33 protein-coding genes are annotated in these 26,653 nt (G+C 72.6%); 18 read left to right on the forward strand and 15 right to left on the reverse strand.

Features of this window, described 5'->3' with window-relative positions:
- Positions 1-79 precede the first annotated feature (79 nt).
- A complete protein-coding gene (locus DK419_RS12050; RefSeq protein ID WP_109959293.1) occupies positions 80-970 on the reverse strand; it encodes an N-formylglutamate amidohydrolase in 891 nt (296 codons plus the stop codon).
- A 237-nt stretch (positions 971-1,207) separates the two neighbouring features.
- On the opposite strand from DK419_RS12050, the gene cpdR reads away from it, so the two are divergent.
- The 4 genes from cpdR (at position 1,208) to DK419_RS12070 (ending at position 3,446) form a co-directional block, all read left to right on the forward strand.
- Positions 1,208-1,564 carry a cell cycle two-component system response regulator CpdR gene (gene cpdR, locus DK419_RS12055; protein WP_048427828.1) on the forward strand — a complete coding sequence of 119 codons (357 nt, stop codon included), beginning with the start codon at positions 1,208-1,210 and terminating at the stop codon, positions 1,562-1,564.
- Positions 1,565-1,635: 71 nt separating this feature from the next.
- A complete protein-coding gene (grxC, locus tag DK419_RS12060; RefSeq protein WP_109959294.1) occupies positions 1,636-1,893 on the forward strand; it encodes a glutaredoxin 3 in 258 nt (85 codons plus the stop codon).
- Between the two features lie 110 nt (positions 1,894-2,003).
- Complete coding sequence (locus tag DK419_RS12065) at positions 2,004-2,843, forward strand: carbon-nitrogen hydrolase family protein (RefSeq protein WP_109959295.1); 840 nt, start codon at positions 2,004-2,006, stop codon at positions 2,841-2,843.
- 96 nt (positions 2,844-2,939) lie between these two features.
- The gene (locus DK419_RS12070) at positions 2,940-3,446 is read left to right on the forward strand and encodes a DUF1178 family protein (protein WP_109959296.1); all 507 of its coding nucleotides are present in this window, start codon (positions 2,940-2,942) and stop codon (positions 3,444-3,446) included.
- Between the two features lie 3 nt (positions 3,447-3,449).
- Here DK419_RS12070 and DK419_RS12075 read toward each other — a convergent pair whose 3' ends face one another.
- Positions 3,450-5,540 carry a cation:proton antiporter domain-containing protein gene (locus tag DK419_RS12075; RefSeq protein ID WP_245442922.1) on the reverse strand — a complete coding sequence of 697 codons (2,091 nt, stop codon included), beginning with the start codon at positions 5,538-5,540 and terminating at the stop codon, positions 3,450-3,452.
- Positions 5,541-5,744: 204 nt separating this feature from the next.
- A complete protein-coding gene (locus DK419_RS12080) occupies positions 5,745-6,026 on the reverse strand; it encodes a hypothetical protein (protein ID WP_109959298.1) in 282 nt (93 codons plus the stop codon).
- Between the two features lie 170 nt (positions 6,027-6,196).
- Here DK419_RS12080 and DK419_RS12085 point away from each other — a divergent pair, with 170 nt between their 5' ends.
- Positions 6,197-6,529 (forward strand): hypothetical protein, encoded by a 333-nt coding sequence (locus DK419_RS12085; protein WP_109959299.1) that lies wholly within the window; start codon positions 6,197-6,199, stop codon positions 6,527-6,529.
- 4 nt (positions 6,530-6,533) lie between these two features.
- Here DK419_RS12085 and DK419_RS12090 read toward each other — a convergent pair whose 3' ends face one another.
- Positions 6,534-7,058: a disulfide bond formation protein B gene (locus DK419_RS12090; RefSeq protein ID WP_109959300.1), complete on the reverse strand. Its 525-nt coding sequence runs from the start codon at positions 7,056-7,058 to the stop codon at positions 6,534-6,536.
- A 10-nt stretch (positions 7,059-7,068) separates the two neighbouring features.
- The gene (locus DK419_RS12095) at positions 7,069-7,650 is read right to left on the reverse strand and encodes a YqaA family protein (RefSeq protein WP_109959301.1); all 582 of its coding nucleotides are present in this window, start codon (positions 7,648-7,650) and stop codon (positions 7,069-7,071) included.
- A gap of 344 nt (positions 7,651-7,994) precedes the next feature.
- On the opposite strand from DK419_RS12095, the gene DK419_RS12100 reads away from it, so the two are divergent.
- Positions 7,995-8,291: a hypothetical protein gene (locus tag DK419_RS12100; RefSeq protein ID WP_109959302.1), complete on the forward strand. Its 297-nt coding sequence runs from the start codon at positions 7,995-7,997 to the stop codon at positions 8,289-8,291.
- A 147-nt stretch (positions 8,292-8,438) separates the two neighbouring features.
- On the opposite strand, the gene tyrS is transcribed toward DK419_RS12100, so the two are convergent.
- Complete coding sequence (gene tyrS, locus DK419_RS12105; RefSeq protein WP_109959303.1) at positions 8,439-9,713, reverse strand: tyrosine--tRNA ligase; 1,275 nt, start codon at positions 9,711-9,713, stop codon at positions 8,439-8,441.
- Positions 9,714-9,854: 141 nt separating this feature from the next.
- Here tyrS and DK419_RS12110 point away from each other — a divergent pair, with 141 nt between their 5' ends.
- The 3 genes from DK419_RS12110 (at position 9,855) to trhA (ending at position 13,097) form a co-directional block, all read left to right on the forward strand.
- Complete coding sequence (locus DK419_RS12110; protein WP_208642307.1) at positions 9,855-10,994, forward strand: anhydro-N-acetylmuramic acid kinase; 1,140 nt, start codon at positions 9,855-9,857, stop codon at positions 10,992-10,994.
- A 166-nt stretch (positions 10,995-11,160) separates the two neighbouring features.
- Positions 11,161-12,279, forward strand: a complete 1,119-nt coding sequence (locus DK419_RS12115) for a COX15/CtaA family protein (protein WP_109959304.1) — start codon at positions 11,161-11,163, stop codon at positions 12,277-12,279.
- 92 nt (positions 12,280-12,371) lie between these two features.
- Positions 12,372-13,097: a PAQR family membrane homeostasis protein TrhA gene (gene trhA / locus DK419_RS12120; protein WP_109959305.1), complete on the forward strand. Its 726-nt coding sequence runs from the start codon at positions 12,372-12,374 to the stop codon at positions 13,095-13,097.
- Positions 13,098-13,211: 114 nt separating this feature from the next.
- Here the strand turns inward: trhA and DK419_RS12125 are convergent, their stop codons facing one another.
- Positions 13,212-13,514: a hypothetical protein gene (locus tag DK419_RS12125; RefSeq protein WP_280953935.1), complete on the reverse strand. Its 303-nt coding sequence runs from the start codon at positions 13,512-13,514 to the stop codon at positions 13,212-13,214.
- A complete protein-coding gene (locus tag DK419_RS12130; protein ID WP_109959306.1) occupies positions 13,489-13,737 on the reverse strand; it encodes a hypothetical protein in 249 nt (82 codons plus the stop codon). The genes DK419_RS12125 and DK419_RS12130 overlap by 26 nt, the downstream gene beginning before the upstream one ends.
- 200 nt (positions 13,738-13,937) lie before the next feature.
- Here DK419_RS12130 and DK419_RS12135 point away from each other — a divergent pair, with 200 nt between their 5' ends.
- Positions 13,938-14,153, forward strand: a complete 216-nt coding sequence (locus DK419_RS12135; RefSeq protein ID WP_109959307.1) for a hypothetical protein — start codon at positions 13,938-13,940, stop codon at positions 14,151-14,153.
- Between the two features lie 34 nt (positions 14,154-14,187).
- On the opposite strand, the gene DK419_RS12140 is transcribed toward DK419_RS12135, so the two are convergent.
- Positions 14,188-14,679 (reverse strand): DUF192 domain-containing protein, encoded by a 492-nt coding sequence (locus tag DK419_RS12140; RefSeq protein WP_109959308.1) that lies wholly within the window; start codon positions 14,677-14,679, stop codon positions 14,188-14,190.
- Between the two features lie 119 nt (positions 14,680-14,798).
- Positions 14,799-15,437 carry a cold-shock protein gene (locus DK419_RS12145; protein WP_109959309.1) on the reverse strand — a complete coding sequence of 213 codons (639 nt, stop codon included), beginning with the start codon at positions 15,435-15,437 and terminating at the stop codon, positions 14,799-14,801.
- 259 nt (positions 15,438-15,696) lie between these two features.
- On the opposite strand from DK419_RS12145, the gene DK419_RS12150 reads away from it, so the two are divergent.
- Positions 15,697-16,701 (forward strand): acetyltransferase domain-containing protein, encoded by a 1,005-nt coding sequence (locus tag DK419_RS12150; protein WP_109959310.1) that lies wholly within the window; start codon positions 15,697-15,699, stop codon positions 16,699-16,701.
- 12 nt (positions 16,702-16,713) lie between these two features.
- Here DK419_RS12150 and efp read toward each other — a convergent pair whose 3' ends face one another.
- Positions 16,714-17,283 (reverse strand): elongation factor P, encoded by a 570-nt coding sequence (gene efp / locus DK419_RS12155; RefSeq protein WP_109959311.1) that lies wholly within the window; start codon positions 17,281-17,283, stop codon positions 16,714-16,716.
- Positions 17,284-17,440: 157 nt separating this feature from the next.
- Here efp and epmA point away from each other — a divergent pair, with 157 nt between their 5' ends.
- The 5 genes from epmA (at position 17,441) to DK419_RS12180 (ending at position 22,099) form a co-directional block, all read left to right on the forward strand.
- Positions 17,441-18,508 (forward strand): EF-P lysine aminoacylase EpmA, encoded by a 1,068-nt coding sequence (gene epmA / locus DK419_RS12160; protein ID WP_109959312.1) that lies wholly within the window; start codon positions 17,441-17,443, stop codon positions 18,506-18,508.
- Positions 18,505-19,578 carry a lysine-2,3-aminomutase-like protein gene (locus tag DK419_RS12165; protein ID WP_109959313.1) on the forward strand — a complete coding sequence of 358 codons (1,074 nt, stop codon included), beginning with the start codon at positions 18,505-18,507 and terminating at the stop codon, positions 19,576-19,578. Before epmA ends, DK419_RS12165 begins: the two co-directional genes overlap by 4 nt.
- On the forward strand, positions 19,554-20,171 hold the full coding sequence (locus DK419_RS12170) for a glutathione S-transferase family protein (protein WP_109959314.1): 618 nt from the start codon (positions 19,554-19,556) through the stop codon (positions 20,169-20,171). Before DK419_RS12165 ends, DK419_RS12170 begins: the two co-directional genes overlap by 25 nt.
- A gap of 408 nt (positions 20,172-20,579) precedes the next feature.
- A complete protein-coding gene (locus DK419_RS12175; protein ID WP_109959315.1) occupies positions 20,580-21,284 on the forward strand; it encodes a ribonuclease activity regulator RraA in 705 nt (234 codons plus the stop codon).
- A gap of 26 nt (positions 21,285-21,310) precedes the next feature.
- Entirely contained in the window at positions 21,311-22,099 is a 789-nt protein-coding gene (locus tag DK419_RS12180; RefSeq protein WP_109959316.1) for a YdcF family protein, read from the forward strand.
- Between the two features lie 595 nt (positions 22,100-22,694).
- Here the strand turns inward: DK419_RS12180 and DK419_RS12185 are convergent.
- The 4 genes from DK419_RS12185 to DK419_RS12200 all read right to left on the reverse strand — a co-directional run bounded on the left by DK419_RS12185 (position 22,695) and on the right by DK419_RS12200 (position 24,451).
- A complete protein-coding gene (locus tag DK419_RS12185; RefSeq protein WP_109959317.1) occupies positions 22,695-22,958 on the reverse strand; it encodes a DUF3253 domain-containing protein in 264 nt (87 codons plus the stop codon).
- Complete coding sequence (locus DK419_RS12190) at positions 22,948-23,655, reverse strand: DUF599 domain-containing protein (RefSeq protein ID WP_109959318.1); 708 nt, start codon at positions 23,653-23,655, stop codon at positions 22,948-22,950. Before DK419_RS12190 ends, DK419_RS12185 begins: the two co-directional genes overlap by 11 nt.
- Positions 23,656-23,667: 12 nt before the next feature.
- On the reverse strand, positions 23,668-23,964 hold the full coding sequence (locus tag DK419_RS12195; protein ID WP_109959319.1) for an acylphosphatase: 297 nt from the start codon (positions 23,962-23,964) through the stop codon (positions 23,668-23,670).
- Positions 23,965-24,040: 76 nt separating this feature from the next.
- Positions 24,041-24,451, reverse strand: a complete 411-nt coding sequence (locus tag DK419_RS12200) for a hypothetical protein (RefSeq protein WP_109959320.1) — start codon at positions 24,449-24,451, stop codon at positions 24,041-24,043.
- A 192-nt stretch (positions 24,452-24,643) separates the two neighbouring features.
- On the opposite strand from DK419_RS12200, the gene DK419_RS12205 reads away from it, so the two are divergent.
- Together DK419_RS12205 and DK419_RS12210 are read left to right on the forward strand one after the other, a co-directional pair.
- Positions 24,644-24,985 (forward strand): hypothetical protein, encoded by a 342-nt coding sequence (locus DK419_RS12205; protein ID WP_245442923.1) that lies wholly within the window; start codon positions 24,644-24,646, stop codon positions 24,983-24,985.
- Between the two features lie 8 nt (positions 24,986-24,993).
- Positions 24,994-26,619 carry an AAA family ATPase gene (locus DK419_RS12210; protein WP_245442924.1) on the forward strand — a complete coding sequence of 542 codons (1,626 nt, stop codon included), beginning with the start codon at positions 24,994-24,996 and terminating at the stop codon, positions 26,617-26,619.
- Positions 26,620-26,653: the final 34 nt, after the last annotated feature.

Consider the following 26,653-nt stretch of genomic DNA (forward strand, 5'->3'; position numbering starts at 1 on the left):
CCCGATCGCGGTGCAATCGCGGCGATCGCACTGCAATCGCGGTGCCGCTGCGGTGCGGCGCGATCCCCGCCGCCCCCGCCTACTCGGCGGCGATGCGCCGGGGGCCGAGGTCGAGGGCGGCGTGGCCGAGGGTCTCGGCCACCGCCGTCAGGATGCGCGACAGGTCCTCGAAGCCCGGGCGGGGCAGGAGCTTGCGCTCGTCCATGTAGAGGGCGCGGTTGACCTCGATCTGCAGGGCGTGGCGCCCTTGCGCCGGCTCGCCGTAATGCTCGGTGATGAAGCCGCCGGCATAAGGCTTGTTGCGCACCACCCGGAGGCCGTGGCCGCGGAAGGCCGCTTCGGCGCAGTCGATCAGGTCCGGCGCGCAGGACGTGCCGAAGCGGTCGCCGAGCACCACGTCGACCGCCGGTCCCTCGTCGCGGGAAAGGCTCGTCGAGGGCATCGAGTGGCAGTCGATCAGGACCGCGTGGCCGAAGGTCCGGGCGGTGCGCGCCACCAGCTCCTTCAGGGTGCGGTGATAGGGCTTGTACAGCTCCTCGATGCGCGCCAGCGCCTCGTCCACCGGCAGGCGGCCGCGATAGATCTCCTGCCCGTCCGCCACCACCCGCGGCACCGTGCCGAGGCCGCCGGCCACCCGCATCGAGCGCGCGTTGACGAAGGGCGGCAGCCGCCCGTCGAACATCCGCGGGTCGAGCTCGTAGGGCTCGCGGTTGACGTCGAGATAGGCCCGCGGGAAGGCGGCCTGCATCAGCGGCGCGCCGAGCCCGACGACGGGGGCGTAGAGCCGGTCGACGAAGGCGTCCTCCGAGCGCCGCAGGGCCACCGCGTCGAGCCGCGAGGCCGCCACGAACGAGGCCGGGTAGACCGCCCCCGAATGGCCGGTGTTGTACACGAACGGCAGGGTCTGCCGCTCCGGCTCGTCCACCCGGAAGGGCGGCGTGAACAGGGTCGCGGGGGGAACTCGGCTCATCCGGCCGCCCGGGGGAGGGGGCCAGGACCGGGGGCGGGACGCGATCGCACCATCATCCGGCTAATCTGGCGCCCCGGCCGGGGCCTGTCCACTGCCGCGAGGGTGTGTCGCCCCCGGGAATCCCGCAGGGGGCAACCCGTCCGGAGGCCCGCTGCCGGGCGCGGCGTCAACACTCTGTTTACCAAGCGGCCGCTTTATGGAATGAACGCTCCGAATCGGTATCCGGGACTTTCGTTCATGAAGATCCTCCTCGCGGAAGACGACAACGACATGCGTCGCTTCCTCGCCAAGGCGCTCCAGAACGCGGGCTACGACGTGGCCTCGTTCGACAACGGGCTCTCGGCCTACAACCGTCTGCGCGAGGAGCCGTTCGAGCTCCTGCTCACCGACATCGTGATGCCCGAGATGGACGGCATCGAGCTGGCGCGCCGCGCCACCGAGCTCGACCCGGACATCAAGGTGATGTTCATCACCGGCTTCGCTGCGGTGGCGCTCAACCCGGATTCGAAGGCCCCGAAGGACGCCAAGGTCCTGTCGAAGCCGTTCCACCTGCGCGAGCTGGTGACGGAAGTCGAGAAGCTGATGGCGGCGTGAACGCCCCGCTGGCGGCGCGGGGCGGAGGCGCCTATATCGGGCGCTCCGAAAAGCCTTGCGCGAGCCGACGGATGCAGCCGGTCACGATCTACACCACCAGCTGGTGCCCCTACTGCTCGGCGGCGAAGTCGCTGCTGCAGGAGAAGGGCGCCGCCTTCACCGAGATCGACGTCGAGGCCAAGGCGGGCGCCCGCCGCGAGATGACCGAGAAGGCCGGCGGCCGCACCAGCGTGCCGCAGATCTTCGTCGGCGAGACGCATGTCGGCGGCTGCGACGACCTCTACGCCCTCGACCGCTCCGGCCGGCTCGATCCGCTTCTCGCCGGCTGAGCCCACCCGGCACTCGGCCAGGACCTCTGGCAGGCCCCCCTTGGCAGGCCCTCTGGCGGGGCGGTGGCGTTCGGGCCTATGATCCCCGGGCCTTCCCGGAGTTGCACCCCATGACCGCTCCCCGCTTCGTCGCCGCCTGCTTGCAGATGCGCTCCGGCCGCGATCCCGCGCGGAACCGCGACGCCGCGGTGGCGGGCATCCGCGAGGCGGCGGAACGCGGCGCCCACTACGTCCAGACGCCCGAGATGACCTCGCTTCTCGAGCGCGACCGGCCGAGCCTGTTCCAGAAGATCCGCGAGCCCGAACACGATTCGACCCTCGGCGCGCTGCGCGACGTCGCCCGCGAGCGCGGAATTGTGGTGCATGTCGGCTCGCTCGCCGTGAAGAACGGCGACAAGGTCGCCAACCGCGCCTTCGTGATCGACCGCGAGGGCGCGGTCGCGGCCTCGTACGACAAGCTCCACCTCTACGACGTCGACCTGCCGAACGGCGAGAGCTACCGCGAATCCGCCACCTATACCGGCGGCGCCCGGGCGGTCGTCGCCGACCTGCCCTGGGGCCGGCTCGGCGTGGCGATCTGCTACGACGTGCGCTTCCCGGCCCTCTACCGGGCGCTCGCCGAGGCCGGGGCCGAGATCCTGTCGGCGCCCGCCGCGTTCACCCGCCAGACCGGCGAGGCGCATTGGCACGTGCTGCAGCGCGCCCGGGCGATCGAGACCGGTTCGTTCATGGTCTCGGCGGCGCAAGGCGGCCGGCACGAGGACGGGCGCGAGACCTACGGCCACTCGCTCATCGTCGATCCCTGGGGCCGGATCCTGGCCGAGGCCGACGGCAACGCGCCGGGGGTGATCCTGGCCGAGATCGACATGGCCCTCGTCGCCGACGCCCGCGCCCGCATCCCGGCCCTGCGCCACGCCCGGCCGGTGGTGGTCGAGGCGGCCAAACCGTAAAGCCGCTTCCCGGCGGACCCGATTTCCGCCACACGGACGGTCCCAAGCGTCGCACGGATCTCGCAACCGCGGGCCCGCCCACCGATATTCCGAGCCATGATCCGCTACGCCCTGTCCTGCGATTCCGGCCACAGCTTCGAGAGCTGGTTCCCGTCGAGCGATTCCTACGACGAGCAGGTGCGGGCCGGCCTCGTGACCTGCCCGTTCTGCGACAGCCCGAGGGTCGCAAAGCAGATCATGGCGCCGTCCCTGGGCCGCGCGGCCGCCCTGCCGGCCCCGGTCGAGACCTCGAACGCGCCGGTGCCGAGCGCTCCGGCCGGCGCTCCCGCCTCTGGGGGCCCGGCTCCCGCGGACATCCCGGTCAACCTCGCCTCCGAGCCCGAGCGGCAGCTGCGCGCGATGATCCGCGCCCTTCACGAGCACGTCGCCCGCACCGCCGACCATGTCGGCCGGGACTTCGCGGCGGAAGCGCGGCGCATGCATTACGGCGAGACCGAGCAGCGGGCGATCTACGGCGAGGCGAGCCTCAACGACGCGCGCTCGCTCCTGGAGGAGGGCATCGCGGTGCAGCCGCTGCCCGCGCTGCCGGACGATCGGAACTGACCCTCAGCTTGCCAGAAGCAGAACCGACCGGTCCGCCGCCTCCAGAACGGCCTCGGCCGCCGGCCCGAACGCCGCCCCCTCGCCGGCGCGGCGGGTGACCCCCATCACGATCAGGTCGTGATCGCCGCGTCGTGCCTGGCGCAGGATCTCGCGCTCGGGCGTCCGCGTCGCGCGGATCTCGGTCCGCACCTGCAATCCGGCCTGCTCGGCGAGGTCGAGCACCTCGCGCAGGGCGACCGAATCGCCCTGGCGCAGGCCGGCGAGGCGTCCGGATCCCTCGGACAGGAACAGCACCGTCAACGGCGCGCCCGCGCCGCGGGCCAGGGTGACGGCGATCTCGGCGCCCCGGCGCGCGGCCTGCGTGCCGTCGACCACCGCGAGCACCGCGAGGGCGGCGCGCTCCGGATCGGCGCGGTGCGCGCCCCGCGCCGCCGCGACGGCGAGGGGCCCGTCGAACCGCTCGGCCGCGCCGGCCACGGCGTCGGCGAGGCCGCCCTCCGGCGCCACCGTCGGATCGATGCCGACGATCAGGAGGTCGTAGCCCTTGGCGGCTTCCTCGCCCACGACCTCGGCCGCGGGCTCGGGCCGTGCGAGCTCGGTGACCTCGACCGCGCCGGTCTCCTGGTCCCGGGCTCCCTGCCGCGCGCCCTCGGCCGCCTGCGCCACCGTGCCGGACAGGATCGCGTCGTCCGTCTCCGGTCCGAGCCGCACCACCGTCACCGGCATTCCGCGGGCGCCGGCGACGAGCCCGGCGAGCCGGGCGGCGAAACGCCCCTTCGGCCCGTCATCCGCGGCGACCAGCAGGCGCTCGAGCTGGGAGACGAAGCCGCGCTCCTCCGCCGCCTCGCGCTCCAAGCGCTCCTTCTCCTCACCCTTGAGCAGCAGCCGGTGGAGGGCCCAGCGCAGAGTCGGCGGCATCGCCAGGGTGGTGATCAGCGCCATCGCGACGATCATCGTGAACAGGTCCTGGCTCAGCGCCCCCATGCCGAGCCCGATCGAGGCGACGATCACCTCGGTCGAGCCGCGGGCGTTCATCCCGCAGGCGAGCGCCAGGGATTCAGGGGTCCGCAGGCCGCCGAGCCGCCCGCCCGCGAAGGCGCCGGCGAACTTGCCGAGGCTCGCGATGGCGATGAGCCCGAGGGTGAGGAGAAGGAGGCGCGGATCGCGCAGGATGGTGAGATCGGCGCTCAGGCCAGCGAGCCCGAAGAAGATCGGTGCGAACAGGGCGGTGACGATGCCGCGCAGCTGCTCGTCGATCCGTCGGGTCAGGATCGGCGACTGGCCGACCAGCAGGCCGGCGACGAAGGCGCCGAGCACCGTGTGGACGCCGATCCCCTGCGTGACCAGCGCCAGCACGCCCATCAGCACCAGGATCGCGGTGATCACCGCGGCCTCGCTGCGCAAGCGGTCGTTGGCCCAGCGGATCAGCCAGAAGACCAGGCGGCGCCCGACCGTCAGGCTGAGTCCGAGGAACACCAGGGTGCCGGCGAGGCTGCGGCCGACCGCCCACAGGTCGATGGTGCCTCCTTGCGCCAGGCTGAAGATGACCGCGATGATGACCCAGCCGATCGTGTCGTCGATGATCGCCGAGGCGACGATGACCTGCCCGACGTTGCGGCGCAGAAAATTCATCTCCCGCACCACCATCGCGACGATCTTGACCGATGAGATCGCGAGCGCGGTGCCGAGGAAGAGCGCGGTGACGAGGCGGAGCTCCGGATGCGGCAGCATCGCCTCGGGCAGGAACCAGCCGAGGGTGAAGCCGCAGGCGAACGGCACCGCGACGCCGGTGACCGAGACGCTCAGCGCCGCGCGCCGGACCTTGCGCACCAGCGCGAGGTCGGTCTCCATCCCGGTCATCAGCAGCAGGAGCAGGATGCCGAGCTGGGCGATGCCGTCGAGGAGCGCCTTCTGGTCGCGCCCGGGCGGAAACAGCCAGGCCTGCGCGTCCGGCCACACCGCCCCGAGGAACGATGGGCCGAGCAGGATGCCGGCCAGGAGCTGGCCCATCACCGCCGGCTGGCCGATCCGCAGCATCGCCTCGCCGAGCAGGCGCCCGACGGTCAGGAGCAGCACGATCTGGACGACGAGCACGACTTCCGAGGGGCCGCCCGCCGATCCGATCCCGGCCGCTTGCGCGGCGCCCGCGGTGGCGACGAGCGCCAGGATGGCAGCCTTCGCACCGCGAGCGAGGCGGGCTGACGGCGCCGCGATATCGGTCTTGAGCGCGCTGATCGTTTCGGGCCCCGCGTTCGTGCGAGCGTCAACCGGGAGAAGCCGGCCCGGTTCCTGGCGAAATCACAGGGCGGAGGCGAACCGCGCGGCCCCCGGCCGGGGATGGTGCGGCGGGTAGGACCCGGCGAGGCGCCGGCGCGTCAGGCGCGGGACGTCGTCCGTCGCCGGCTCCGGATCTTCCGCGCCCGCGCGGCGATCGATCCGCACGACGAGGGAGGCGGCGAAGGCGGCGCTCGCCAGGCCGGCCGTCAGGGCGGCGAGGCCGGCGGCCACGGGTCCGTCCTGGATCAGGAAGATCGCCGTCGTCAGGCCGGCACCGATCGCCGCCGTCATGGTGAAGAACATCTGTTGGCTCCCGCGTGCGGGGAGGAATGCACCAGGGCCTGGCCAGTTCGCGTCGCCCGGCCGCCATGGTGTGCAGATCCTGAACGGCACCGCGGAAAACCGCGGGAGACTCTTTTTAAGGTGTCGGCGCCTAGTCTCGCCGATGGTCAACCGTTCCTGAGTACCCGACCGTGTCCCTGCGTACCAACCTCACCCTGGCGGCGATCGCCGGCCTCGGCTTCGCCACGGTCTGCGCCGTCTGCTCGGCGCAGCTCGACCGCGAGCCGCCCCAGCCGCAACTCGTCGCCGTCGCGAAGCCCGCGATGCCCCTCGACGAGCCGGTCACCACGGGCTCGATCGTGCCGGCGCCGCCGGCCGCCAAGGTCGCCCGGCTGGCGAAGGTCGAGCCCAGGCCGGAACCGAAGAAGGAGGCCAGGCCCAAGCCGAAGGCCGAGCCGGCCCTCGATTCCGAGCGCCTGGCGGCGCTGCTGGCCGAGCCGACGGTGATGAAGCCGAAGCGCTGAACCGTCAGGCGCGGCGCAGGGCCCGCCACGCGCCGGTTCCCGCGAGGGCCGCCAGCCCCAGCGCGATCAGGGCGTTGTAGCCGGCGAGCGAGATCCCGAGGAAGCGCCAGGAAGCGGCCGTGCAATCGACCGGCCGGGTCGCCTCGAGGGATTTCAGGAAGTCGTCGACGCCGGCCGGCGCCGGACCGGTGCCGCCGCCGCAATCGCTCGGCCCGGGCCAGAAGCCCCACTCGGCCCCGGCATGGTAGGCGCCGAGCCCGGTCCCGACCAGGAAGATGAGTGCCACCAGGCCGAGCAGCCCGCCCGCGAGGCGTCGCGGCAGCAGCAGCGCGGCGGCGAGCAGCGGCAGGGCGAGGTAGTAGGGCTGGCGCTCGGTCAGGCAGAGCTTGCACGGCACGTAGCCGAGCCCGTGCTGGAAGATCAGCGCGCCGCCGACGGTGGCGGCGGCGCCGACGAGTACCAGAAGCGCCGCCGGCCGGGGCGCGGTGAGCCGCGTGACGAGGCCGCGCGCCGGAAGCGCTTGATCCATGGCCGAACCCTCAGAACAGGTAGCGGAAGCCGACGAAGCCGAGGATGCAGACCGCCCCGAACACCGCCGCCACCGCGTTCAGGTGCCGGTCGAGGACGGTGCGGATGCCGACGCCGTAGCGGCCGACGAGGCCCGCCAGGATGAAGAACCGCGCACCCCGGGTGATCAGCGACAGCACGATGAACCAGAACAGGTCGTAGCCGGCGAAGCCCGACGTGATGGTGACGAGCTTGTAGGGGATCGGGGTCAGGCCCTTGAGCAGGATCACCCAGTGCCCGTAATGCGCGTAGGCCTCCCGGAAGGCGTCCGCGCCCTTGTCGAGTCCGTAGAGGTGGAAGAGCCAGGCGCCGAGCGAATCGTAGAGCAGCGCCCCGATGGCGTAGCCGGCGATCCCGCCCGCCACCGAGGTCAGCGTCGCGATCAGCGCGTAGGTCCAGGCCTTCTCGGGCTGGGTCACCGCCATCGGCACCAGCATCACGTCCGGCGGGATCGGGAAGAACGAGCTCTCGGCGAAGGAGACCGCGCCGAGCGCGTAGGGAGCCGACGGGCGCGCGGCGAGCGCGAGGATCCACTCGTAGAGGCGGCGCAACATTGGTCTGGGAGAGCCCGTCTGGGATGAGTCGCGCCCTTTGAGCACAGGATTGCGGCGCTGGCGAGGGCAGCGGCGGCCACACCGCCGAAGGGATGACAATCCGGGAGACGAGATCGCACCGGAAGCGCAGGGCCCGTGCGCGGTTCTTGGCCGAAGGTCCGGACGAGCGGTTCGGAAGCGACAAGGTCTCGACCGACAGGACATCGGCCGAAGAGACATCGGCCGGAAGGATTAGTCCTGCCTGCGCGAGCCGGTTTCTGCTTGACGAAGCTTCGCGAATCCGCCCGATCCCCGCCACGATGGGCGATCGTCGATCGCACCGAACTCCACCGAGGCTCCGCGCGATGTCGCCCCTGCGTTCGTCCCTCATCCTGGCACTGCTCATCGCCGGCGCCGCCCCGGCCGCGGCGGACGACCTCGTCGCGCGCTGGCAGCGCTCCGATGCCGCCTGCGCCCTCCCGGCTTCGCCGCTCGCCAACCAAGCCTGCGAGGACCGCGATCGCAACGCCGCGGCCCTGCGCCGCCAGGGCTGGTGCGAATCACGCGCCACGACCGCCTACGACCATTGGGGCTGGCAGCGTTGCGCGCCCGCCAGGACGGCGCGCGCCGCGCCGCGGCGCCGGACCCGGCCGCAAGCCTGATCCCTCCCGCAAACGGAGGATGCGGGGACCGGGCGGACGGCGCTAGGATCCAGGCTCTGGACCTCGACTTCGAGCCCCGCCCGGCCCCCGCCGGCGGGGCTTCTCTCGTCGCGCGCCCGAACCCTCCCCCGCGATGGGGGAGGGTCCTCACACCACCCGCAGCAGCACGTGCTTCTTGCGGCCGAAGGACAGCTTCACCACGCCCTCCGGAGTCACGTCGCCCGCGCCGATCACCGCGCGCTCGTCGGTGACGGGGGCGTCGTTGACCTTGAGCCCGCCGCTCTTGACCTGCCGGCGCGCCTCGCTGGTCGATGGGACGAGGGCCGCGTGCTCCGGCCCGAAGGCCGAGAGCACGCCGAGGCCCGCCTCGATCGCGGCGCGGGAGACCTCGACGGTCGGCAGGCTCTGGGCGAGCGCGCCCTCCTCGAAGGTGCGCCGCGCGGTCTCGGCGGCGGCGTCCGCCGCCTCGCGGCCGTGCAGAAGGGCGGTGGCCTCGGTCGCCAGCACCTTCTTGGCCTCGTTGATCTCCTGGCCGCCGAGGCCTTCGAGCCGCGCCACCTCGTCGAGCGGCATCAGGGTGAACAGGCGCAGGAAGCGGCCGACATCCGCGTCCTCGGTGTTGCGCCAGAACTGCCAGTAATCGTACGGGCTCAGCATGTCCGGGTTGAGCCAGACCGCGCCCGAGGCCGTCTTGCCCATCTTGGCGCCCGAGGCCGTCGTCATCAGCGGGCAGGTCAGGGCGTGGAGCTGGGGCGTGCCGAGGCGCCGGCCGAGATCGATGCCGGTGACGATGTTGCCCCACTGGTCCGAGCCGCCCATCTGCAGCGTCACGCCGTAGCGGCGGTTCAGCTCGGCGAAGTCGTAGGCCTGCAGGATCATGTAGTTGAATTCCAGGAACGACAGCTCCTGGTCGCGCTCCAGCCTGAGCCGCACGCTGTCCATCGACAGCATCCGGTTGACCGAGAAATGCCGGCCGACGTCGCGCAGCATCTCGATGTAGTTGAGGGTGGTCAGCCACTCGGCGTTGTCGGCCATGAGCGCCGCGTTCGAACCGGCGCCGAAATCGAGGAAGCGCGAGAAGGTCTTGCCGATCTCGGCCTTGTTGGCCTCGATCTGGTCGAGCGTCAGGATCTTGCGGCTCTCGTCGCGGCCCGACGGATCGCCGACCCGGGTGGTGCCGCCGCCCATCAGCGCCACCGGCTTGCCGCCGGTCGCCTGGAGCCAGTGCAGCATCATGATCGAGAGCAGGTGGCCGATATGCAGCGACGGCGCCGTGCAATCGTAGCCGACATAGGCCGTCAGCCGGCCCTCGCGGGCGGCCTCGTCCACGCCCGCGAAATCGGAGCATTGGTGGACGTAGCCGCGCTCCAGGAGGACGCGGAGGAAGTCGGAACGCGGCGCGAAGTCGGTGGGCGCGGCCATGGAACTCTCGATCAGTCTCGTGAAGGCAATCTGCCGTGGGCTGCGGCGCGACAGCGCGGCGCCGCCATGCTAGCTCCGTCGGATTCGGAACGGGTCGGTCCATAGCAGTGCCGGCCCCGAAAGGCACGGGGGCGATTCGGCATGACGATGCGGCGGGCGATCGGGCTGATGAGCGGCACCTCCCTCGACGGCGTCGATGTCGCCCTGATCGAGACCGACGGCGAGACGATCCGGGTCGAGCGCAGCCACAACGGCTACCTCGAGCCGCTCGGGCCGACCGGCTACCGCGCCTATTCCGACGACGACCGGGCGCTGCTGCGCCAGGCCCTCGTCGATGCGGAAGCCGTGACCGAGCGCAGCGAGCGGCCGGGCTGCCTGCCCGAGGCCGAGGAGCTGGTGACGCGGCTCCACGCCGAGGCGGTCGAGAATTTCCTCTCCGAGAACGGGCTCTCGCCCGCCGAGATCGACGTGATCGGCTTCCACGGCCAGACCGTGGTGCACCGGCCCGACCAGAAGATGAGCGTGCAGATCGGCGACGGGGGCGCCTTGAGCCGTCGCCTCGGCATCAAGGTGGTGTCGGACCTGCGCCACGCCGACATCGAGGCGGGAGGGCAGGGGGCGCCGCTGGTGCCGGTCTTCCACCGGGCGCTCGCCCAGGCCTCGGGCTTCACCGAGAGCCTCGGCATCCTCAACATCGGGGGCGTGGCCAACGCCACCCTGATCGCCCGCGACGGGCGGATCCTCGCCTTCGACACCGGGCCGGGCAACGCGCTCATCGACGACTGGATGCGCGAGCGCACCGGCCACGCGCTCGACGATAACGGCCGCACCGCCGCCCGCGGCCGGCCCGACGAGCCGCTGCTGGCCTGGCTCCTGATCCACCCGTTCTTCTCGCGCCGGCCGCCGAAATCCCTCGATCGGAACTGGTTCTCGCACAAGCTCGCCGGCCAGCTCTCGACCGAGGACGGCGCCGCGACGCTCACCGCCTTCACGGCGCGCGCCGTCGCCCGGGCCCTCGACCACGCCTCCGACCCGCCGGTCCGCTGGATCGTCGCCGGCGGGGGAGCGCGCAACGGCGAGTTGCTGCGCCAGCTCAACTACCACCTGCGCGCCGAGATCACGACCGCCGACGCGATCGGCTGGTCCTCCGCGTTCCTGGAGGCCCAGGCCTTCGCCTACCTGGCGGTGCGCTCGGTCGAGGGCCTGCCGATCACCTTCCCGTCGACGACGGGGGTGAGCGAGGCGATCAGCGGTGGTGTGCTGGCGCGGCCGGAGGAGTGACCCCCCCTTTGCGCCGCGTGGCGCGGAGGCGAGCCCTGACGAGCGCCGGCGCGAGGGTGCCGGACATCCTGCCGGCGGCAGGGCCGCTGAGGAAGCCGGGCCGGTGGGCCGGTGCGGCACCGCAGGACGTTGCGCATCCGGTAGTCCCGCCGCTAAGCGGGCGCGCATGAGCAGTTCCTCCACCCTCAGCCTCGCCCCTCACGCGGCGCCCGCCGCCGCGGCGCCCCGGTCCCGCCGCGCCGTGCGGACCTGGCTCTTCGTCATGGCCGCCCTGGTGGTGGCGATGGTGGCGGTCGGCGGCGCGACCCGGCTCACCGGCTCGGGCCTGTCGATCACCGAGTGGAAGCCGGTGACGGGGGCTATCCCGCCGCTCTCAGGCACCGCCTGGGCCGAGGAATTCGCCAAGTACCAGGCGACCCCGCAGTACAGGTTGCTCAACCAGGGCATGACCCTGTCCGAGTTCCAGTTCATCTACGCCTGGGAATGGGGCCACCGTCTGCTCGGCCGCGTGCTCGGCCTCGCCTTCTTCCTGCCGCTGCTGTTCTTCTGGTGGCGCGGTCAGCTCGACCGGCGCCTGTCCCTCAGCCTGCTCGGCCTCGGCGCGCTCGGCGGCCTGCAGGGTGCGGTCGGCTGGATCATGGTCGCCTCCGGCCTGCAGCCCGGCATGACCGCGGTGGCGCCGATCAAGCTCGCCCTGCACCTGACGCTGGCGAGCGGGATCTATGCCGGCCTCGTCTGGGTCGCGTCCGGCCTCGACCGGCGACGCGACGAGGCGGTGCCGGCCGGAATCCCTGCCGGAATCCCCGCCAGGATCTCCGGCACGGCGCTCGCGCTGATGGTCCTGGTGCTGGTGCAGATCGCGCTCGGCGGCCTCGTCGCCGGCTCGAAGGCCGGGCTGACCTACAATACCTGGCCGCTGATGGACGGCGGGCTCGTCCCCGCGGGCCTGTTCTCCGGCACGCCCTGGATCGAGAACTTCGTCGACAACGTGACCCTGGTGCAGTTCAACCACCGGCTGACCGCCTACGCGCTGCTGGCGCTGGCGATCGTCCACGCCGTCGACGTCCGGCGCCGCGTACCGGGCACCGGCGCGGCGCGGCGGGCCACCGCGCTCGCCGGCCTCGTCGCCGGGCAGGCGATGCTCGGCATCGTCACGCTGCTCCTCGTCGTGCCGCTCTGGGCGGGCCTCGCCCACCAGGTCGCCGCGATGCTGGTCCTCGGCATGGCGACCGTCCATGCGCGGCTCTGCCGCAGCCCGGCGCCGATGCGAGCCCCGGCGGCCTGAAGCGCGGCCGGGACCGTTCGTCCGACGTTCATGCTTCCGCATTAACTTTCGTGAACCGGGAGGCTCCTCCCGGTCCCGACAGCGGAGGCCCGATGCCTGTGCAGGAGCAATCCCTGGACGCTTCCTCCCCCCTGAACGCGCGTTTCGCGCCGGACGGACGCCCCTTGAGCCTCGCCTGGACCTACACCCCGCGCGAGCTCGTCGCCGACGGCGTCGTGCACGTGGTCGGCGTCAGCCTCGGTGTGATCGGCGCCCTGGCGCTGACGATCAGCGCCGCGCTCTCGAACCTCGCCCCCTCCGAGAAGGTGGCGGTAGGCGTCTACGCCGCCGGCCTCGTGGCGATGCTGAGCACCTCGGCGGCCTACAACATGTGGCCGGTCGGCCGCCTGAAATGGCGCCTGCGCCGGGCCGACCACGCCACCATCTTCCTGATGATCGCCGGCACCTACACGCCGCTCGTCGCCCTGGTCGGGACCGACGGCTTCGCCTTCGGGCTGCTCGCCGGGATCTGGCTCGTGGCGGTGGCGGGCGCCGCCGTGAAGCTGACGCTGCCCGGGCGCTTCGACCGCCTGGCGATCGCCCTCTACCTGGCCTTGGGCTGGAGCGGCATCATGGCCTACGAATCGGTCATCGCCGCCCTGTCCCCGCCGGCCCTCTGGCTGCTCGCGGCCGGCGGCCTGCTCTACTCGCTGGGGGTCGTCTTCCACGTCTGGCGGCGCCTGCCGTTCCAGAACGCGATCTGGCACGGCTTCGTGCTGGCGGCCGCCGCCTGTCATTACGGCGCGGTGTTCCGCAGCGTGCTCGACGTGGGGGCGTGAGGGATCACGGCACCGGCTGAACCGGGATGTCGAAGTGGTGGACCTCCTCGCGCAGGCCGAGCTTGGTGTAGAGCGCGATCGCGGGCGCATCCCCCGGATCCGCCTGGACGAGGATCACGTCGGCGCCGCCTGCCGCCGCGCCCGCTCCGCCTTGTCGAGGGCGTAGGCGGTCAGGCCACCGACGACGGTTCCCTCCGCCAACGCCACCAGCACGGTGACGTGCTCGCGGCCGAGCAGGGCGGTCAGGTAAGCGTCGTCCGGCGGCGCGCCGCCATGGGTCTCGCGATCCTCGAAGATCTCGCCGAACAGGGCATTGAGCTCGCGCAGGAGCGCGACGTCGGCGGCAGCCAGGCGGCGGATCGTGACCGGCGCCTCGACCGGCCCGCCCACCTCAGAACGGCGTGTAGTCGCCACCATCCGTGATCGTGTCGAGCGCCCGCTCGATCGACGTCACCGCGTCCAGCACCATCTGCACCGTGCGCTCGGTCTCCCCCCGCGGCCGGCCGAGGAAGGCCGCGCGGGCGCCGATGTCGTGCAGCTGCTCGGCGATCGTCACCAGGTCGGAGACGACCGACGCGGTGGCGCGGGCGGCGGCATCGGGCGCCGGGCGCGGGCGCAGCAGGGGGACGACGTTGCTCATCGGCCCGGACTCTCGCGCAAAGCTCCCGACTCCGCCAGCCGAAGAATCGCACCCCTCCACACATTCCGCGATGCGCGGCGCGGGAGGCACAGGGGAGGGGTTTGCGGCCAAGGCGGGGCGGGTGCGCCTTGACGGGCGGGCGGGAGCGGGGCACCCCGGCGGCACTGTCAGCGCCAGAACCCTCGAATCAGGACCGATCCATGCGTTTCCTTCGTGTCGCCGCGGCGCTCACCCTCGCGGGCCTCGCCGCCGCCTGCACCAGCGCCGGCGACCCGCGCGGCAGCGGCCTCGCCGAGACCTTCGACACCAAGAACTACGTGCGCTCGAACGACACCAACGGGACGCAGCGCCGGCCCGACGTGAACCGCGCCTTCACCCAGCCGTCGATCCCGAGCATCTCGAACCGCGGCTTCTAAAGCTCGTTCCGGCGGCGCGAGCCGCCGGAGGCGGTCAGCGTCCGCGGAACAGCGGGTGCTCGACCTTGTCGCCCGCGTGCAGCCCGAGGCGCGCGGCGGTGCCGGCATTGAGCTCGAGCACGCCCAGCACCGGCTCGCCCGATTCGATGGTGCGGGTCGAGAGCGGCTCGGTATCCGTGGCGATCCGCGCCACCGTGCCGTTGGGGCGGATGAACAGCATGTCGAGCGGCAGGTAGGTGTTCTTCATCCACATCGCCACCGGGGCGTTGCGCTCGAAATCGAACAGCATGCCGCGGTCCGGCGCCATCGCGCGGCGGAACATCAGCCCCTGGGCCCGTCCGGCATCGTCGCGCATCACCTCGACCTGGAAGGTGTGACGGCCGGAGCGCGAGACGATCGTCAGCGGCTCGAACGGGCCGTCGGCGAAGGCGGCCGACGGGGAGAGCGCCGGCAGGAGCAGGAGGACGAGCGCGGCGAGGAGCCGGCGCGGCGAGGCGGCGCGAGGCCGTGCGAAGCGGAGCGACATGAGGCTGAGCTAGGGCATTGTCCTGCGAAAGGGATGGGGGCTCCGCCGCGGGAAACACGAGCGAATCGAAAATACCGCGGCGCGCCCGGTGCGCGATGGCGCGCTGCTCGCGGGCAGCCTCAGTGGGACGAGGGAGGCCCCGCTCCCACGCTCGCCTCGGTCAGCAGGCGCACCTCGGCCGCCATCAAGCCCTTCGAGCCGTCGCCGTAGCGCACCATGACGTGCTCGCCGGGCTTCAGCTCGGCGATGCCGTAGCGCCGCAGGGTCTCCATGTGGACGAAGATGTCCGCCGTGCCGTCGCCGCGGCTCAGGAAGCCGAAGCCGCGCAGGCGGTTGAACCACTTCACGACCGCCATCTCGAGCCCGCTCGTCGGCACCACGGTGACGTGGGTGCGCGGCATCGGCAGCTCGGCCGGGTGGGTCGCCGAGGACTGGTCGAGGGAGATCACCCGGAAGGCCTGCCAGCCGCGCGCGCGCTGCGCCGCCTCGACCACGATCCGGGCGCCCTCGCTGGCGCTCTGGTGGCCGTCGCGGCGCAGGCAGGTGACGTGGAGCAGCACGTCGGGCGCGCCACTGTCCGGCACGATGAAGCCGAAGCCCTTGGCGACGTCGAACCACTTGATGCGACCGCTGACCTCGACGAGTTCGGTCGGGCGTTCCACTGCCGCATCGAGCCCGGACCGGGTGTCGCGCGCGCCTTCTCCGAACGCGCCCACCAGCCGCTCCCCGGCCGGGGCTGAACCGAACTCGTCCGACATCGTAAGCAACCCACTCGAATCGCGTCGCGCGCTTCCCCGCCAGATTAACAAAGTCATGACTTCGGGGAAGCCCAAATCGGCCGAGTTGAGACACCTCACCGGTGATGTCCTCGCCCGATTCGCCTCCCCGCCGGGCATTCTGCGGGCCGCGGAGGCAGACGCAGGCGACATCGCCCGGCGGTCGCGGCGAGCGAGCCGCCGCGGGCCGCGCCGCTGCGCGTTTTCGCCGCAGGGGCGAGCGGAGGCCGCCGGCTCGGCTATGACGGCCCCCGTGACGCACTTCAGGAGAGCCGCGATTCAGCCTCCCACCCCACCCGTCCGGCGCCTCGCGGTCGTCGACCTCGCCCGCGGCATCGCGCTCGCGGCGATGGCCCTCTACCACCTGACCTGGGATCTCGGTTTCCTGCGGCTGACGCCCGAGAACGCCGCCCTGTCGCCCCCGGGCCGCGCGGCGGCGCACGGCATCGCGGGCAGCTTCCTGGTGCTCGTCGGGGTGAGCCTCGTCCTCGCCCGGGGCCGGGGAGGGTGGCGCTCCTACCTGGCGCGGCTCGGGCGCATCGCCCTGGCGGCGGGGGCGATCTCGCTCGCGACCCTCTGGCTGTTTCCCGGGTCGTGGATCTTCTTCGGCATCCTGCACTGCATCGCGGCGTCGAGCGTGCTGGCGCTGCCGGCCCTGTCGGCGCCGCTGCCCCTCGTCGGGCTCGCAGCCCTCGCCGTGCTCGCGGGTCCCACGCTCGCGTCGCTCGCGGGCGCGCCGGCCATCCTCGACGCGCCGGGGCTGCTCTTCCTCGGCCTCGGCGCGAGCGTGCCGACGACGAACGACTACGTGCCGCTGTTACCCTGGTTCGGGTTCGTGCTGATCGGGGTGGGGCTCGGCCGGCTCGGGCTGACCCGGCTCGCGGCCTCGCCGATCGGACCCTGGGCGCCGCGGAACCGGATCGGGCGGCTCGCGACGGCGGCCGGGCGGCACAGCCTCGCGGTCTACCTCGTGCACCAGCCGGTGCTGCTCGGGCTGCTCTACGGGATCGCGACGCTCACCGGACCGCATCCGCGGGCGGGGGAGGGACAGTTCCTGCGCGACTACCGGGCGAATTGCGCCGAGGCCGGCGGGGCCGAGGCGGCCTGCCGGGTGGCGGCGCGCTGCGCGCTCGTGCGGCTGCGCGACGAGGGCCTGTGGCGGGCCGCCGGCGGCTACACGGCGGAGGAGCAGGCCCGGGCGATCGCGGCGTCGCGGGCCTGCTTCAGGGAGGCGGGCGGGGGCTGACCCCGTCCGGGATCAGTCCTTGGCGCGCTCGACGTAGGACGCGTCGGCGGTCATGACGACGATGCGGGTGCCGGCGGCGATGTGCGGCGGCACCAGGGTGCGCACGCCGTTCGACAGCGTCGCGGGCTTGTAGGACGAGGACGCGGTCTGGCCCTTGGTCACCGGCTCGGTGTCCGTCACCTCGAGGGTGACGCGCTGCGGCAGCTCGAGCGCCAGCGGCACGCCGTTATGGGTCGAGAGCATCACCGCCATGCCCTCCTGCAGGTAGGGGGCCTGGTCGCCGATCACGTCCTCGGGCACCGCGAGCTGCTCGTAGGATTCCGGGTTCATGAAGTGGAACCCCTCGCCGTCGCTGTACAGGAAGGTGTGCTCCCGGTCCTCGACGTAGGCGCGCTCGACCTGCTCGGTCGTGCGGTAGCGCTCCGACACCTTCACGCCGTCGGTGATCCGGCGCATGTCGAGCTGGGTGACCGGGGTACCCTTGCCGGGGTGGATGTTCTCGGCGGAGAGGATCACGTAGAGCCGGCCGTCCTTGTCGACGACGTTGCCTTTGCGAAGTGAGCTGGCGATGACCTTCGGCACGGGGCGAATCCTGAACTGGAAGCGTTGACAGAGAGCGGCGGCGTCCGCCAAGCCGCGCAAGTTCGAGCGCCGCGCCGGCGGAGGATGCCTTCCGGCCCGCCCTATCGCATCTCAGGCGCGACCGCCAGTCGCCCGCCATCCGATCGATGTCCGCACCATGACCTCTGCCTCGCCCTGGTGGGCCCCTCACGTCCACGCCGACCGCCGGCCGCGCCTCCTCGCGCGCAACCGGATCGCCGCGGCCCTGCGCGGCTGGTTCGCCGAGCGGGACTTCGTCGAGGTCGAGGCGAGCGCCCTCCAGGTCTCGCCCGGCAACGAGACGCATCTCTCGGCCTTCGCCACCACGGCGATCGGGCCGGACGGGGCGGCGCACCCGCTCTACCTGCACACCTCGCCGGAATTCGCCTGCAAGAAGCTGCTCGCGGCGGGGGAGACGCGGCTGTTCAGCCTCGGGCCGGTCTACCGCAACAGGGAGCGCGGGGCCCTGCACCACCCGGAATTCACCATGCTCGAATGGTACCGGGCGGGGGAGACCTACGACGCCCTGATGCAGGACTGCGCCGACCTGATGCGCCTGGCCGCCGAGAGTACGGGCGCGACGACCTTCGCGTGGCGCGGGGTCGAGGCCGATCCGTTCGCCCCCCTCGAGCGCCTCACCGTCGCCGAGGCGTTCCGGCTCCATGCCGGCATCGACCTCCTGGCGAGCGTGGCGCCGGATGCGAGCACCGACCGGGCGGCGCTCGCCGCCGCGCTCCGGACGGCCGGCATCCGCACCGCCCCGGACGACAGCTGGGCCGACCTGTTCAGCCGCGTCATGGTCGAGCGGGTCGAGCCCGCGCTCGGCCGCGGCCGGGCGACGATCCTGTGCGAGTACCCGATTCCCGAGGCGGCGCTCGCCCGGCCGAGCCCCGCCGACCCGCGGGTGGCGGAGCGCTTCGAGCTCTATTGCTGCGGCGTCGAGCTCGCCAACGCCTTCGGGGAACTGACCGACGCGGCCGAGCAGCGCCGGCGGTTCGCCGCCGAGATGGACGAGAAGGAACGGATCTACGGCGAGCGCTATCCCCTCGACGAGGACTTTTTGAGCGCGCTCGCGCAGATGCCGGAGGCGAGCGGCATCGCGCTCGGCTTCGACCGGCTCGTCATGCTGGCGAGCGGTGCCCGCCGGATCGACGAGGTGATCTGGACGCCGGTCGCCGAGTATCCCCGCGTCGAGTTCTCCCGGTGAGCGGGTCGATCCGCGGCGCGGGCGGTCTCGCGGCGCGCGGCCTGGTGCCGGCGGAGCGTCTGCCGGCGCTCGAACGGGTGGCGGCGCGCTACGCCGTGTCGATCACCCCCGAGATGGCGGGGCTGATCGCCGATCCGGACGACGGCATCGGCCGCCAGTTCGTCCCGCGGGCCGAGGAGCTGGTCACCGCACCCGAGGAGCGGGCCGACCCGATCGGCGACGAGGCCCATGCGCCTCTGCCCGGCATCGTCCACCGCTATCCGGACCGGGTGCTCCTCAAGCCGCTCCACGTCTGCCCGGTCTATTGCCGGTTCTGCTTCCGCCGCGAGGTGGTGGGGCCGGACGGGGAGGGCAGCCTGACCGACGCGGAGCTGGATGCGGCCTTGGCCTACATCGCCGCCCGTCCGGAGATCTGGGAGGTGGTGGTCACCGGGGGCGATCCGCTGGTGCTCTCGCCCCGGCGCCTCGGGCGCATCGCCGCCGCCCTGCGCGACATCCCGCATGTGCGGGTTCTGCGGCTCCATACCCGCGTGCCGGTGGTCGATCCGTCCCGGGTCGATGCGGGCCTGATCGCGGCGCTGAAGGGATTCGAGGGCGCGGTGTTCGTGGCGCTCCACGCCAACCACCCGCGCGAGTTCACGCAGGACGCCCGGGCCGCCATCGCCCGCCTCGTCGATGCCGGGATCCCGATGGTGAGCCAGTCGGTGCTGCTCGCCGGAATCAACGACGATCCCGACACGCTGGCGGCCCTGATGCGCGCCTTCGTCGAGAACCGGATCAAGCCCTACTACCTGCATCACGGCGACCTCGCCCCGGGCACAGGCCACCTGCGCACCACGCTCGATCGCGGCCGGGCGCTGATGCGCTCGATGCGCGGCCGGGTCTCGGGGCTGGCGCAGCCGACCTACATCCTCGACATCCCGGGCGGATACGGCAAGGTGCCGGTGGGGCCGGGCTACCTGACGGGCGGCCCCGCGGGCTGGACCGTCACCGACCCGACCGGTCGGGCGCACGCCTACCCGCCTGAACCTGAGGGGGAGACGCCATGCGCAGGCTCTGGGGACGGCTGAGCTCCGTCAACGTGCAGAAGGCGGTGTGGGGCCTGGAGGAACTGGGCCTGGCCTACGAGCGGCTCGAGGCCGGCGGCGCCTTCGGGCGGGTGCGCGACCCGGACTACGTCGCGCTCAATCCCAACAGCCTCGTGCCGGTGATGGAGGAGGACGGCTTCGTCCTCTGGGAATCGAACGCGATCCTGCGCTACCTCGCCCGCGGGCACGGCGCGGGCAGCCTGTGGCCCGAGGATCCGCGCGAGGCGGCCCTCGTGGACCAGTGGCTCGACTGGCAGGCGACCCGCTTCACGCCCGCGACCCGGGACGCGTTCTGGCAGACCGTGCGCACACCGCCCGAGCGGCGCGACCAGGCGACCATCGACCGCTCGGTCGCCGCCTCGGAGGAATGCGCGGCGATCCTCGAAGCGCACCTGATGGGGCGCCCCTTCATGGTCGGCGACCGCTTCACCGCCGCCGACATCGCGGCCGGCGCCGCGGCGCATCGCTGGCTCCACCTCGACGTGCCCCGCACCGAGCGGCCGGCCCTGCGCGCCTGGTACGAGCGCCTGCGGGCGCGGCCGGCCGTCGCGGTCGCGCTGCCGCCGTTGAGCTGAGCCATACGGAAATCGGCCGTCCCTGGCTGTTGCCCAAGGCACTCGTCGCAGCATCCGATACCGGATTTTTCGGCGTGTTCTGCGATTTGAAAGTAGAACGCTCCTCCCCTCTCCCGTGTGGGAGAGGGGCCGGGGGTGAGGGTGACACGCTTCCGTGTACAACGATCACCGTCGTGCTGGCAGCGGAACGGTTTCAGTTCGATTCGGAGCCGTGTCACCCTCACCCCTACCCCTCTCCCACACGGGAGAGGGGGTCCCGCGACCTTCTCGTCTTTGATGCTTGTTCTTGCGACAGCAGGTGCTGCACGACCGCCGTTTCCACCCCGGCCATGCGCTGATGGCGTGGCCGCTGAGGCGCGGATCGGCTAGGTGTCTATGTGTCCCTTTCCCCACGCCCCCGAAGGCCCGATGCCGCTCGACAAGACGCTCCTCGACGCCCTGCAGGCCGTCACCACCGCCACCCTCACCACCGTGCTCCTGAAGAAGGGCATCCGCCGCTGCTGGATGCGCGGGCCGATGCCGCGCTTCGCGGCCGGCCAGCGGATCGTCGGCCCGGCCTTCACCCTGCGCTTCGTGCCGGCCCGCGAGGACCTGGCCACCCCCGAATCCTGGTCGAGCCCGACCTCGACCCGCGCGGCGATCGAGGCGATGCCCGAGGGCTGCATCGCGGTGGTCGACGCGATGGGGGTGCAGGATGCCGGCATCTTCGGCGACATCCTGTGCGCCCGGATGAAGAAGCGCGGCGTCGCGGCCCTGATCACCGACGGCGTCGTGCGCGACGGCGAGGGCGTCGAGGGCACCGGCCTGCCGGTCTGGTGCTCCGGCGTCGCGGCCCCGGCCTCGGTGGCGGGCCTGACCTTCGTCGGCTGGGGCGAGCCGGTCGGCTGCGGCGGCGTCGCGGTCTATCCCGACGACATCGTGGTGGCGGACGGCGACGGCGCGGTGTTGATCCCGGCGGCGCTCGCCGAGGAGGTGGCGCTCGCCGCCGTCGAGCAGGAGCGCCTCGAGCTCTGGATCATGCGCGAGGTCGACAAGGGCCTGCCCCTGCCGGGCCTCTATCCGCCGAACGCCGAGACCCGCGCCCGCTACGAGGCCGAGACGAACAAGGCCTGATCCGCTCCGCAGCCGGGACCCTCCCGGTGTTCTTCGTGCTCTCGAAGGTGCTGTGGTTCCTCGCGGCGCCTTCGAACCTGCTCCTGCTCCTGGTTCTCGCCGGGGCGGGGCTCTCCCTGCGCTGGCGCCGTCTCGGCCTCGGGCTCGTCGCGAGTGCCGGCCTCATCCTCCTCGTCGGCGGGGTCTCGCCGCTCGCCTCCCTGGTCTTCGGCCCGCTCGAGGACCGCTTTCCGGAGTTCCGCGACGACGGCGCGCCGGTCGCCGGCATCGTGGTGCTCGGCGGCGCGGTCGAGACCGGGCTGTCGGCGGCCCGCGGCCAGCTCGTCGTCAACGATGCCGGCGAGCGGATGATCGCGCTCGGCGACCTCGCGCGGCGCTATCCCGCCGCGACCGTGGTGTTCACCGGCGGCTCCGGCCGGCTCACCGGCGACGGCGCGGTGTCTGAGGCGCAGATCGTCCGGCGCCACGCCGCCTCCCTGGGCATCGCGCCGGAGCGGATCACCTACGAGGACCGCTCGCGCAACACCCGCGAGAACGCCGCCTTCAGCGCCGCGCTGGTGAAGCCCAAGCCCGGCGAACGATGGCTCCTCGTCACCTCGGCCTGGCACATGCCGCGGGCGATGGGATGCTTCCGGCGCGCCGGCTTCGCGGTGACCGCCTACCCGGTCGATTACCGGACCGGCCCCGGGGCGGTGGCGCTCCACTCGACGGCCGGCGACGGGCTGTTCGAACTGGACATCGCGGTGCGCGAATGGCTCGGCCTCGCGGCGTACCGGGCGTCGGGGTACACGGAGGCGGTGTTTCCGGAGCCGTGACCCGAGCGATGGTGTCGTGACGGCTCGGGGCTTTGCGCCCCTCGAGGATCCAATAATCCTCCGCGTCATTCCAGGGCCGCGAGAGCGGAGCCCGGAATCCAGAATTACAGGACGTTCAGGACAGGGCAAGACACGTTCCGCCCGATCTTGCACGACCGGAGTGTCTGTTTGATTGGCTCCTGCAGCCTATCTGACTTGGGCATCGCCATCTCACGTCATCGAGCCGTAGGATGACGTTGGTGGGGTCGAAATTGGTCCCGCCAATCAAGCAGGCTCTGAGTGTCTGGATTCCAGGCCCCGCTGCGCGGCCTCGGAATGACGAGCAGCGTGTGAAGGCCGTGTCGAATCAGACCTGTCGGCGAGGCCAAGCGAGAGCCGAGGAGATCCCATGCCTCAGGACGCCGCTCGGGGCGAGCACAGCGACCCGCGCCCCCACTCTGCCGCCGAGCCCGACGATCGTCGCGTCTTCACACGTGACGAGGCTGAGTGGACCCGGTTCGTCGCCGGCCTCGATGCGCCGCCGCGCGCTCCGGGACGGTCGGTCGACCCGTTCGACACGCCTCAGGCCTTCGTCCATCGCCGACGATACGCCGCGCTACCGCGGGAGCGACAACCGGTAGACCCCGCGAAAATCATCGGGATCGTCCACCACCTTGCCCTTGCGCAAGATGGCGATGCGGCCCTCCTTCATCAGGCGCACCGCCTGGCGGCGGACCGGCTGCATCAGCGGTCCCCAGCCGTCCGGATGGGGACCGCCGAGCGCCCGGGCGACCTCGGAGGGGCAGACGGTCTTGTCGGCCCCGCGGTCGGTCACGAGGCGCATCAGGGTGAGTTCGAGTTCGAAATCGTCAGGGTTCATCGTGGTCCTGCAGGGCCCGGCGGGCGTCGGAGGCGAACTGGCGCTGCCACATCACGGTGAGCACCATCGCGGTGGTGACGAACAGCACGTAGGCGCTGACGAACCACCCGAGATACGCCAGAGCGAAGAAGAACGCACGCTGCCCGCGGTTGAAGTGGCCGCCCGCCACCACGTTCATGGCCGCAGCCCGCCGCGCCGCGCGCGCGACGGCCACCGGGTCGCCGTCGCGCGGCGGCACCGCGCCGATCAGGATGGCGCCGTAGTTGAACAGCCGGTAGGCCCAGGCGAACTTGAAGAACGCGTAGACGAAGATCAGGGCGAGGCCCGCCACCTTGATCTCCCACACCACCCGGGTCATCGGCGCGCCGAAGGGCAGGGTGGAGAACAGCGTGAGCGCGTCGTCGGTGGAGCGCGACAGGGTCAGCGCGCTCCCGAGCGCGATCAGCGCCGTCGAGGCGAAGAAGGCGGTGCCGTTCTGGAGCGAGGCGTTGATGGTGGTGTCGACCACCCGGTTCTCGCGCAGGATCTGTTGGTCGGCCCAGGCATGCCGGTAGCGGTTCATCATGCCGTTGAGGCTGCGCTTGCCGCCCGACAGGTGCTCGACCGCGTAGGAATAGCCGAACCACGCCGCGAGGAAGCAGACGAGGGCGGTCAGATCGAGCAGCGAGAAGCTGCTCAGGCCCGGATCCGGGTGCATGCGAGGGTCCCGTCAGGCGGTCGGCAGGATCTGCACGCCGCGCGTGCCGGCGGCGGGGCTCGACGCCGCCCGGTCGCTGACCGTCAGGTCCTCCACCCTCGCCCCGGGCGGGCCCTGGCGGCAGGCCTCGATCACCGCCGCCACGGCCTCGGCCGGCCCGGCGAGATGGGCCTCGACGCTGCCGTCCTGCCGGTTGCGCACGGTGCCGGCAAGGCCCCGCGCCTCGGCGACGCCCTTGGTCCAGGCCCGGTAGCCGACGCCCTGGACCCGGCCCCGGACGATGATGGCCACGCTGCGGTGCTCGCTCACGATCCTCCGCTCCCCGAATGGTCCCCGATCGGGCGGGATCTAGGGCATTTCCCCGCGCGAAGGGAGGGTGGGAGCGTCAGGCGCTCGCGGCGACGAGCGGGCGGATCGCGGCGACGTGGCGCGGCGCGGGCGCGCGCAGGCGCACGAGGTCGGCGAGCGGCACGAAGGCGTCCGGCGCAGCGCCCCCAACCCGGGTGCCGAAGCCGAGCGCGAAGGAGAGGGTGAGCTTCCGGTCGGGGGCGAAGCCGAAGGCCTCGAGCGCGGCCGAGAACGCCTCGCGGAAGCTGCGCACCCCGCACCAGCTCTTCTCCGAGAGGTGCAGCGGCCATTCCCAGTAGCCGTCCGGCCGCCGGGCGGTCAGGGCGTCGCGCTCGATGAAGTAGCCGGTCTCGCGGTGCTCGAGACCGTCCGCGTGGAGGCGCCAGTCCCGATTCTCGAACAGCGGGGCGGCCCCGGCCGCGACGTCGTCCAGGCGGGTGGTCTCCATGCCGGTCTCCCGTGGTTCCGCCGCGACGCCGCGCCGCCTCCCGGACCGGCTCATCGCATGGAACATTACCGGAACACTGGTCTGATTTGCACAGGTCGTCAACAGGTTTCGACGGAACTTTCGCCAGCCCGGGATGCGGTTGCCAAAGCCGGGCCCGAATGCCACCTCAACCGGATGACGACGAGGAGCGAGATGGAGCGCAGCCGCAAGGGGCAGGAGCCGACTTCGCGAGAGCTCGGTCCGCGAGGTTCCGGCAGCGACGTCGAGGCGCTCAAGCGCCTCGAGGCGCTGCAGCCGGCCTACGAGCGCCTGCGCGCCGACCGCATCCGGGCCGAGAGCGACGTCGAGCGGCTGACCGCCGAGCTGGCCGCCGCCCGGGCCCAGGCCCGGGAGGAGCTCGGCACCGACGACGAGGCCGAGATCCGCCGGATGATCGAGGAGGCGCGGGCCGAGAATGCCCGCCGGGTGGAGGATTTCGCCCAAGCGCTGCGGGCGGTGCAGGACCGCCTCGACGCCCTCGACGGCGCCCGCTGAGAGATCCCGTGACCCCGACCGACCGCCAGGACGCGCTCGCCCGCGCCGGCCGCCTGCTCGCCCGCCTGGAGGCGACCCGCGACCGCGACCGCGACACCCTCGCGGAGCGCACGCGGGCGGTGGCCGCCGCCAAGGGCCGCCTCGCCCAGCGCGACGCGATCGACACCTACCTGCGCGAGTTGCAGCAGGACGCCAACCGGCGCAGCGTCGCGACCTTCGAGACGCTGCTCACCGCCCTCGTCCAGGAGGTGCTGCCCGGCGAGAAGCCGGTGCGCCTGGAACTGACCACCGAGCGCGGCCTGCCGGCCCTCGACATCGGGGTCGAGCGGCCCGACGGCGGCCGCGAGGACGTGCTGGAGGACAATGGCGGCGCGATGACCAACGTGGTCGGGATGGCGTTGCGCCTGATCGCCGTGGTCAAGGCCGGCGTCGGCCGCTTCCTCGCCCTCGACGAGGCCGATTGCTGGATCGCGCCCGACCGGGTGCCGGCCTTCTACCGGGTGCTCGACGACGGGGCCGCGCGGCTCGGCGTCCAGTGCCTGGCGATCTCCCACCACGACGTCGCCGGATTCGACGCCGGGCTGACGGTGAGCCGCATCGCCGGGCGCCCCGAGACCGGCGTCGCGATCGACGGACCGGCCGCGTCCTGCGCCGCCGCGTGGGATCCCGGGGTGCCCGGCTTCCGCTTCATCCGCCTGGTCGACGTGCAGGGATTCGCCGACGCGACGCTGCCGCTCGCGCCCGGCGTCAACGCCCTCGTCGGGCCGAACAACCACGGCAAGTCGACGGTGATCCGGGCGCTGCGGGCGGTGTTCTACGGCGAGGTGCGCGACAGCCTGGTGCGGGCGGGCGCGAGCGCGGCGCGGGTCGAGATCGGCGTCGCCGAGGGCCGGGTGCTCCGCTACGTCCGCCAGCCGAAGCGCACCCCCGTCAACCTGTGGTCGCTGCACGAGGCCGACGGCGCGCTGGTGCAGGAGAACGGCACCACCTTCGAGACCGGCGGGCGCGACGTGCCGCCCTGGGTCGAGCGGCTGTTCGGCATCACCCGGGTCGAGGATCTCGACGTGCACGTGGCGCACCAGAAGTTCCCGGTGTTCCTGCTCGGCGAGAAGCCGGCCCGGCGCTCGGCGGTGCTGTCGATCGGCCGCGAGGCCGGGCTGATCCGCGACATGCAGGCGCTCCAGCGCGAGCGCGTCACCGAGGACCAGCGCACGATCCGCGAGGGCGAGCGCGAGATCGCGCGCCTGCGCGACGCGCTCGCCGCCCTCGACGGGCTCGACGCCCTGGCGGAGGCCCTGAACGAGCTCAAGGCCCGAGCCGGCACCCTCGCCGAAGCGGCGGCGCACCTGCGCGACCGCGATGCCCTGGCCGATCGCCTCGCCCGGGCCCACCGTCTCGCCGGCGGGGCCGCCGCCCGGGCCCGGGTGCTGGCCGACCTGCCGGGGCCCGAGATCGGCGCCGAGTTGGGACGGGCTCTGGCCGAGGCGCGCCACCGCGAGGCCCTGGGCCGCCGGGTGCTCGCCGCCGCCGCCGACCTCGCGGGCGCGCGGGCAGGGCCGCCGCCCTCGCCGACCTGCCGGAGGTCCCGTCGCCGCGCGAGACCGCGCAGGCCGCCGCCCACGCCGCCCGCCTGACCCGGCTGGCGCGGGACCTCGCGGATGCGCAGCG

Source organism: Methylobacterium terrae (genome assembly GCF_003173755.1).
In the GTDB taxonomy this organism is placed as follows: Bacteria; Pseudomonadota; Alphaproteobacteria; order Rhizobiales; family Beijerinckiaceae; genus Methylobacterium; species Methylobacterium terrae.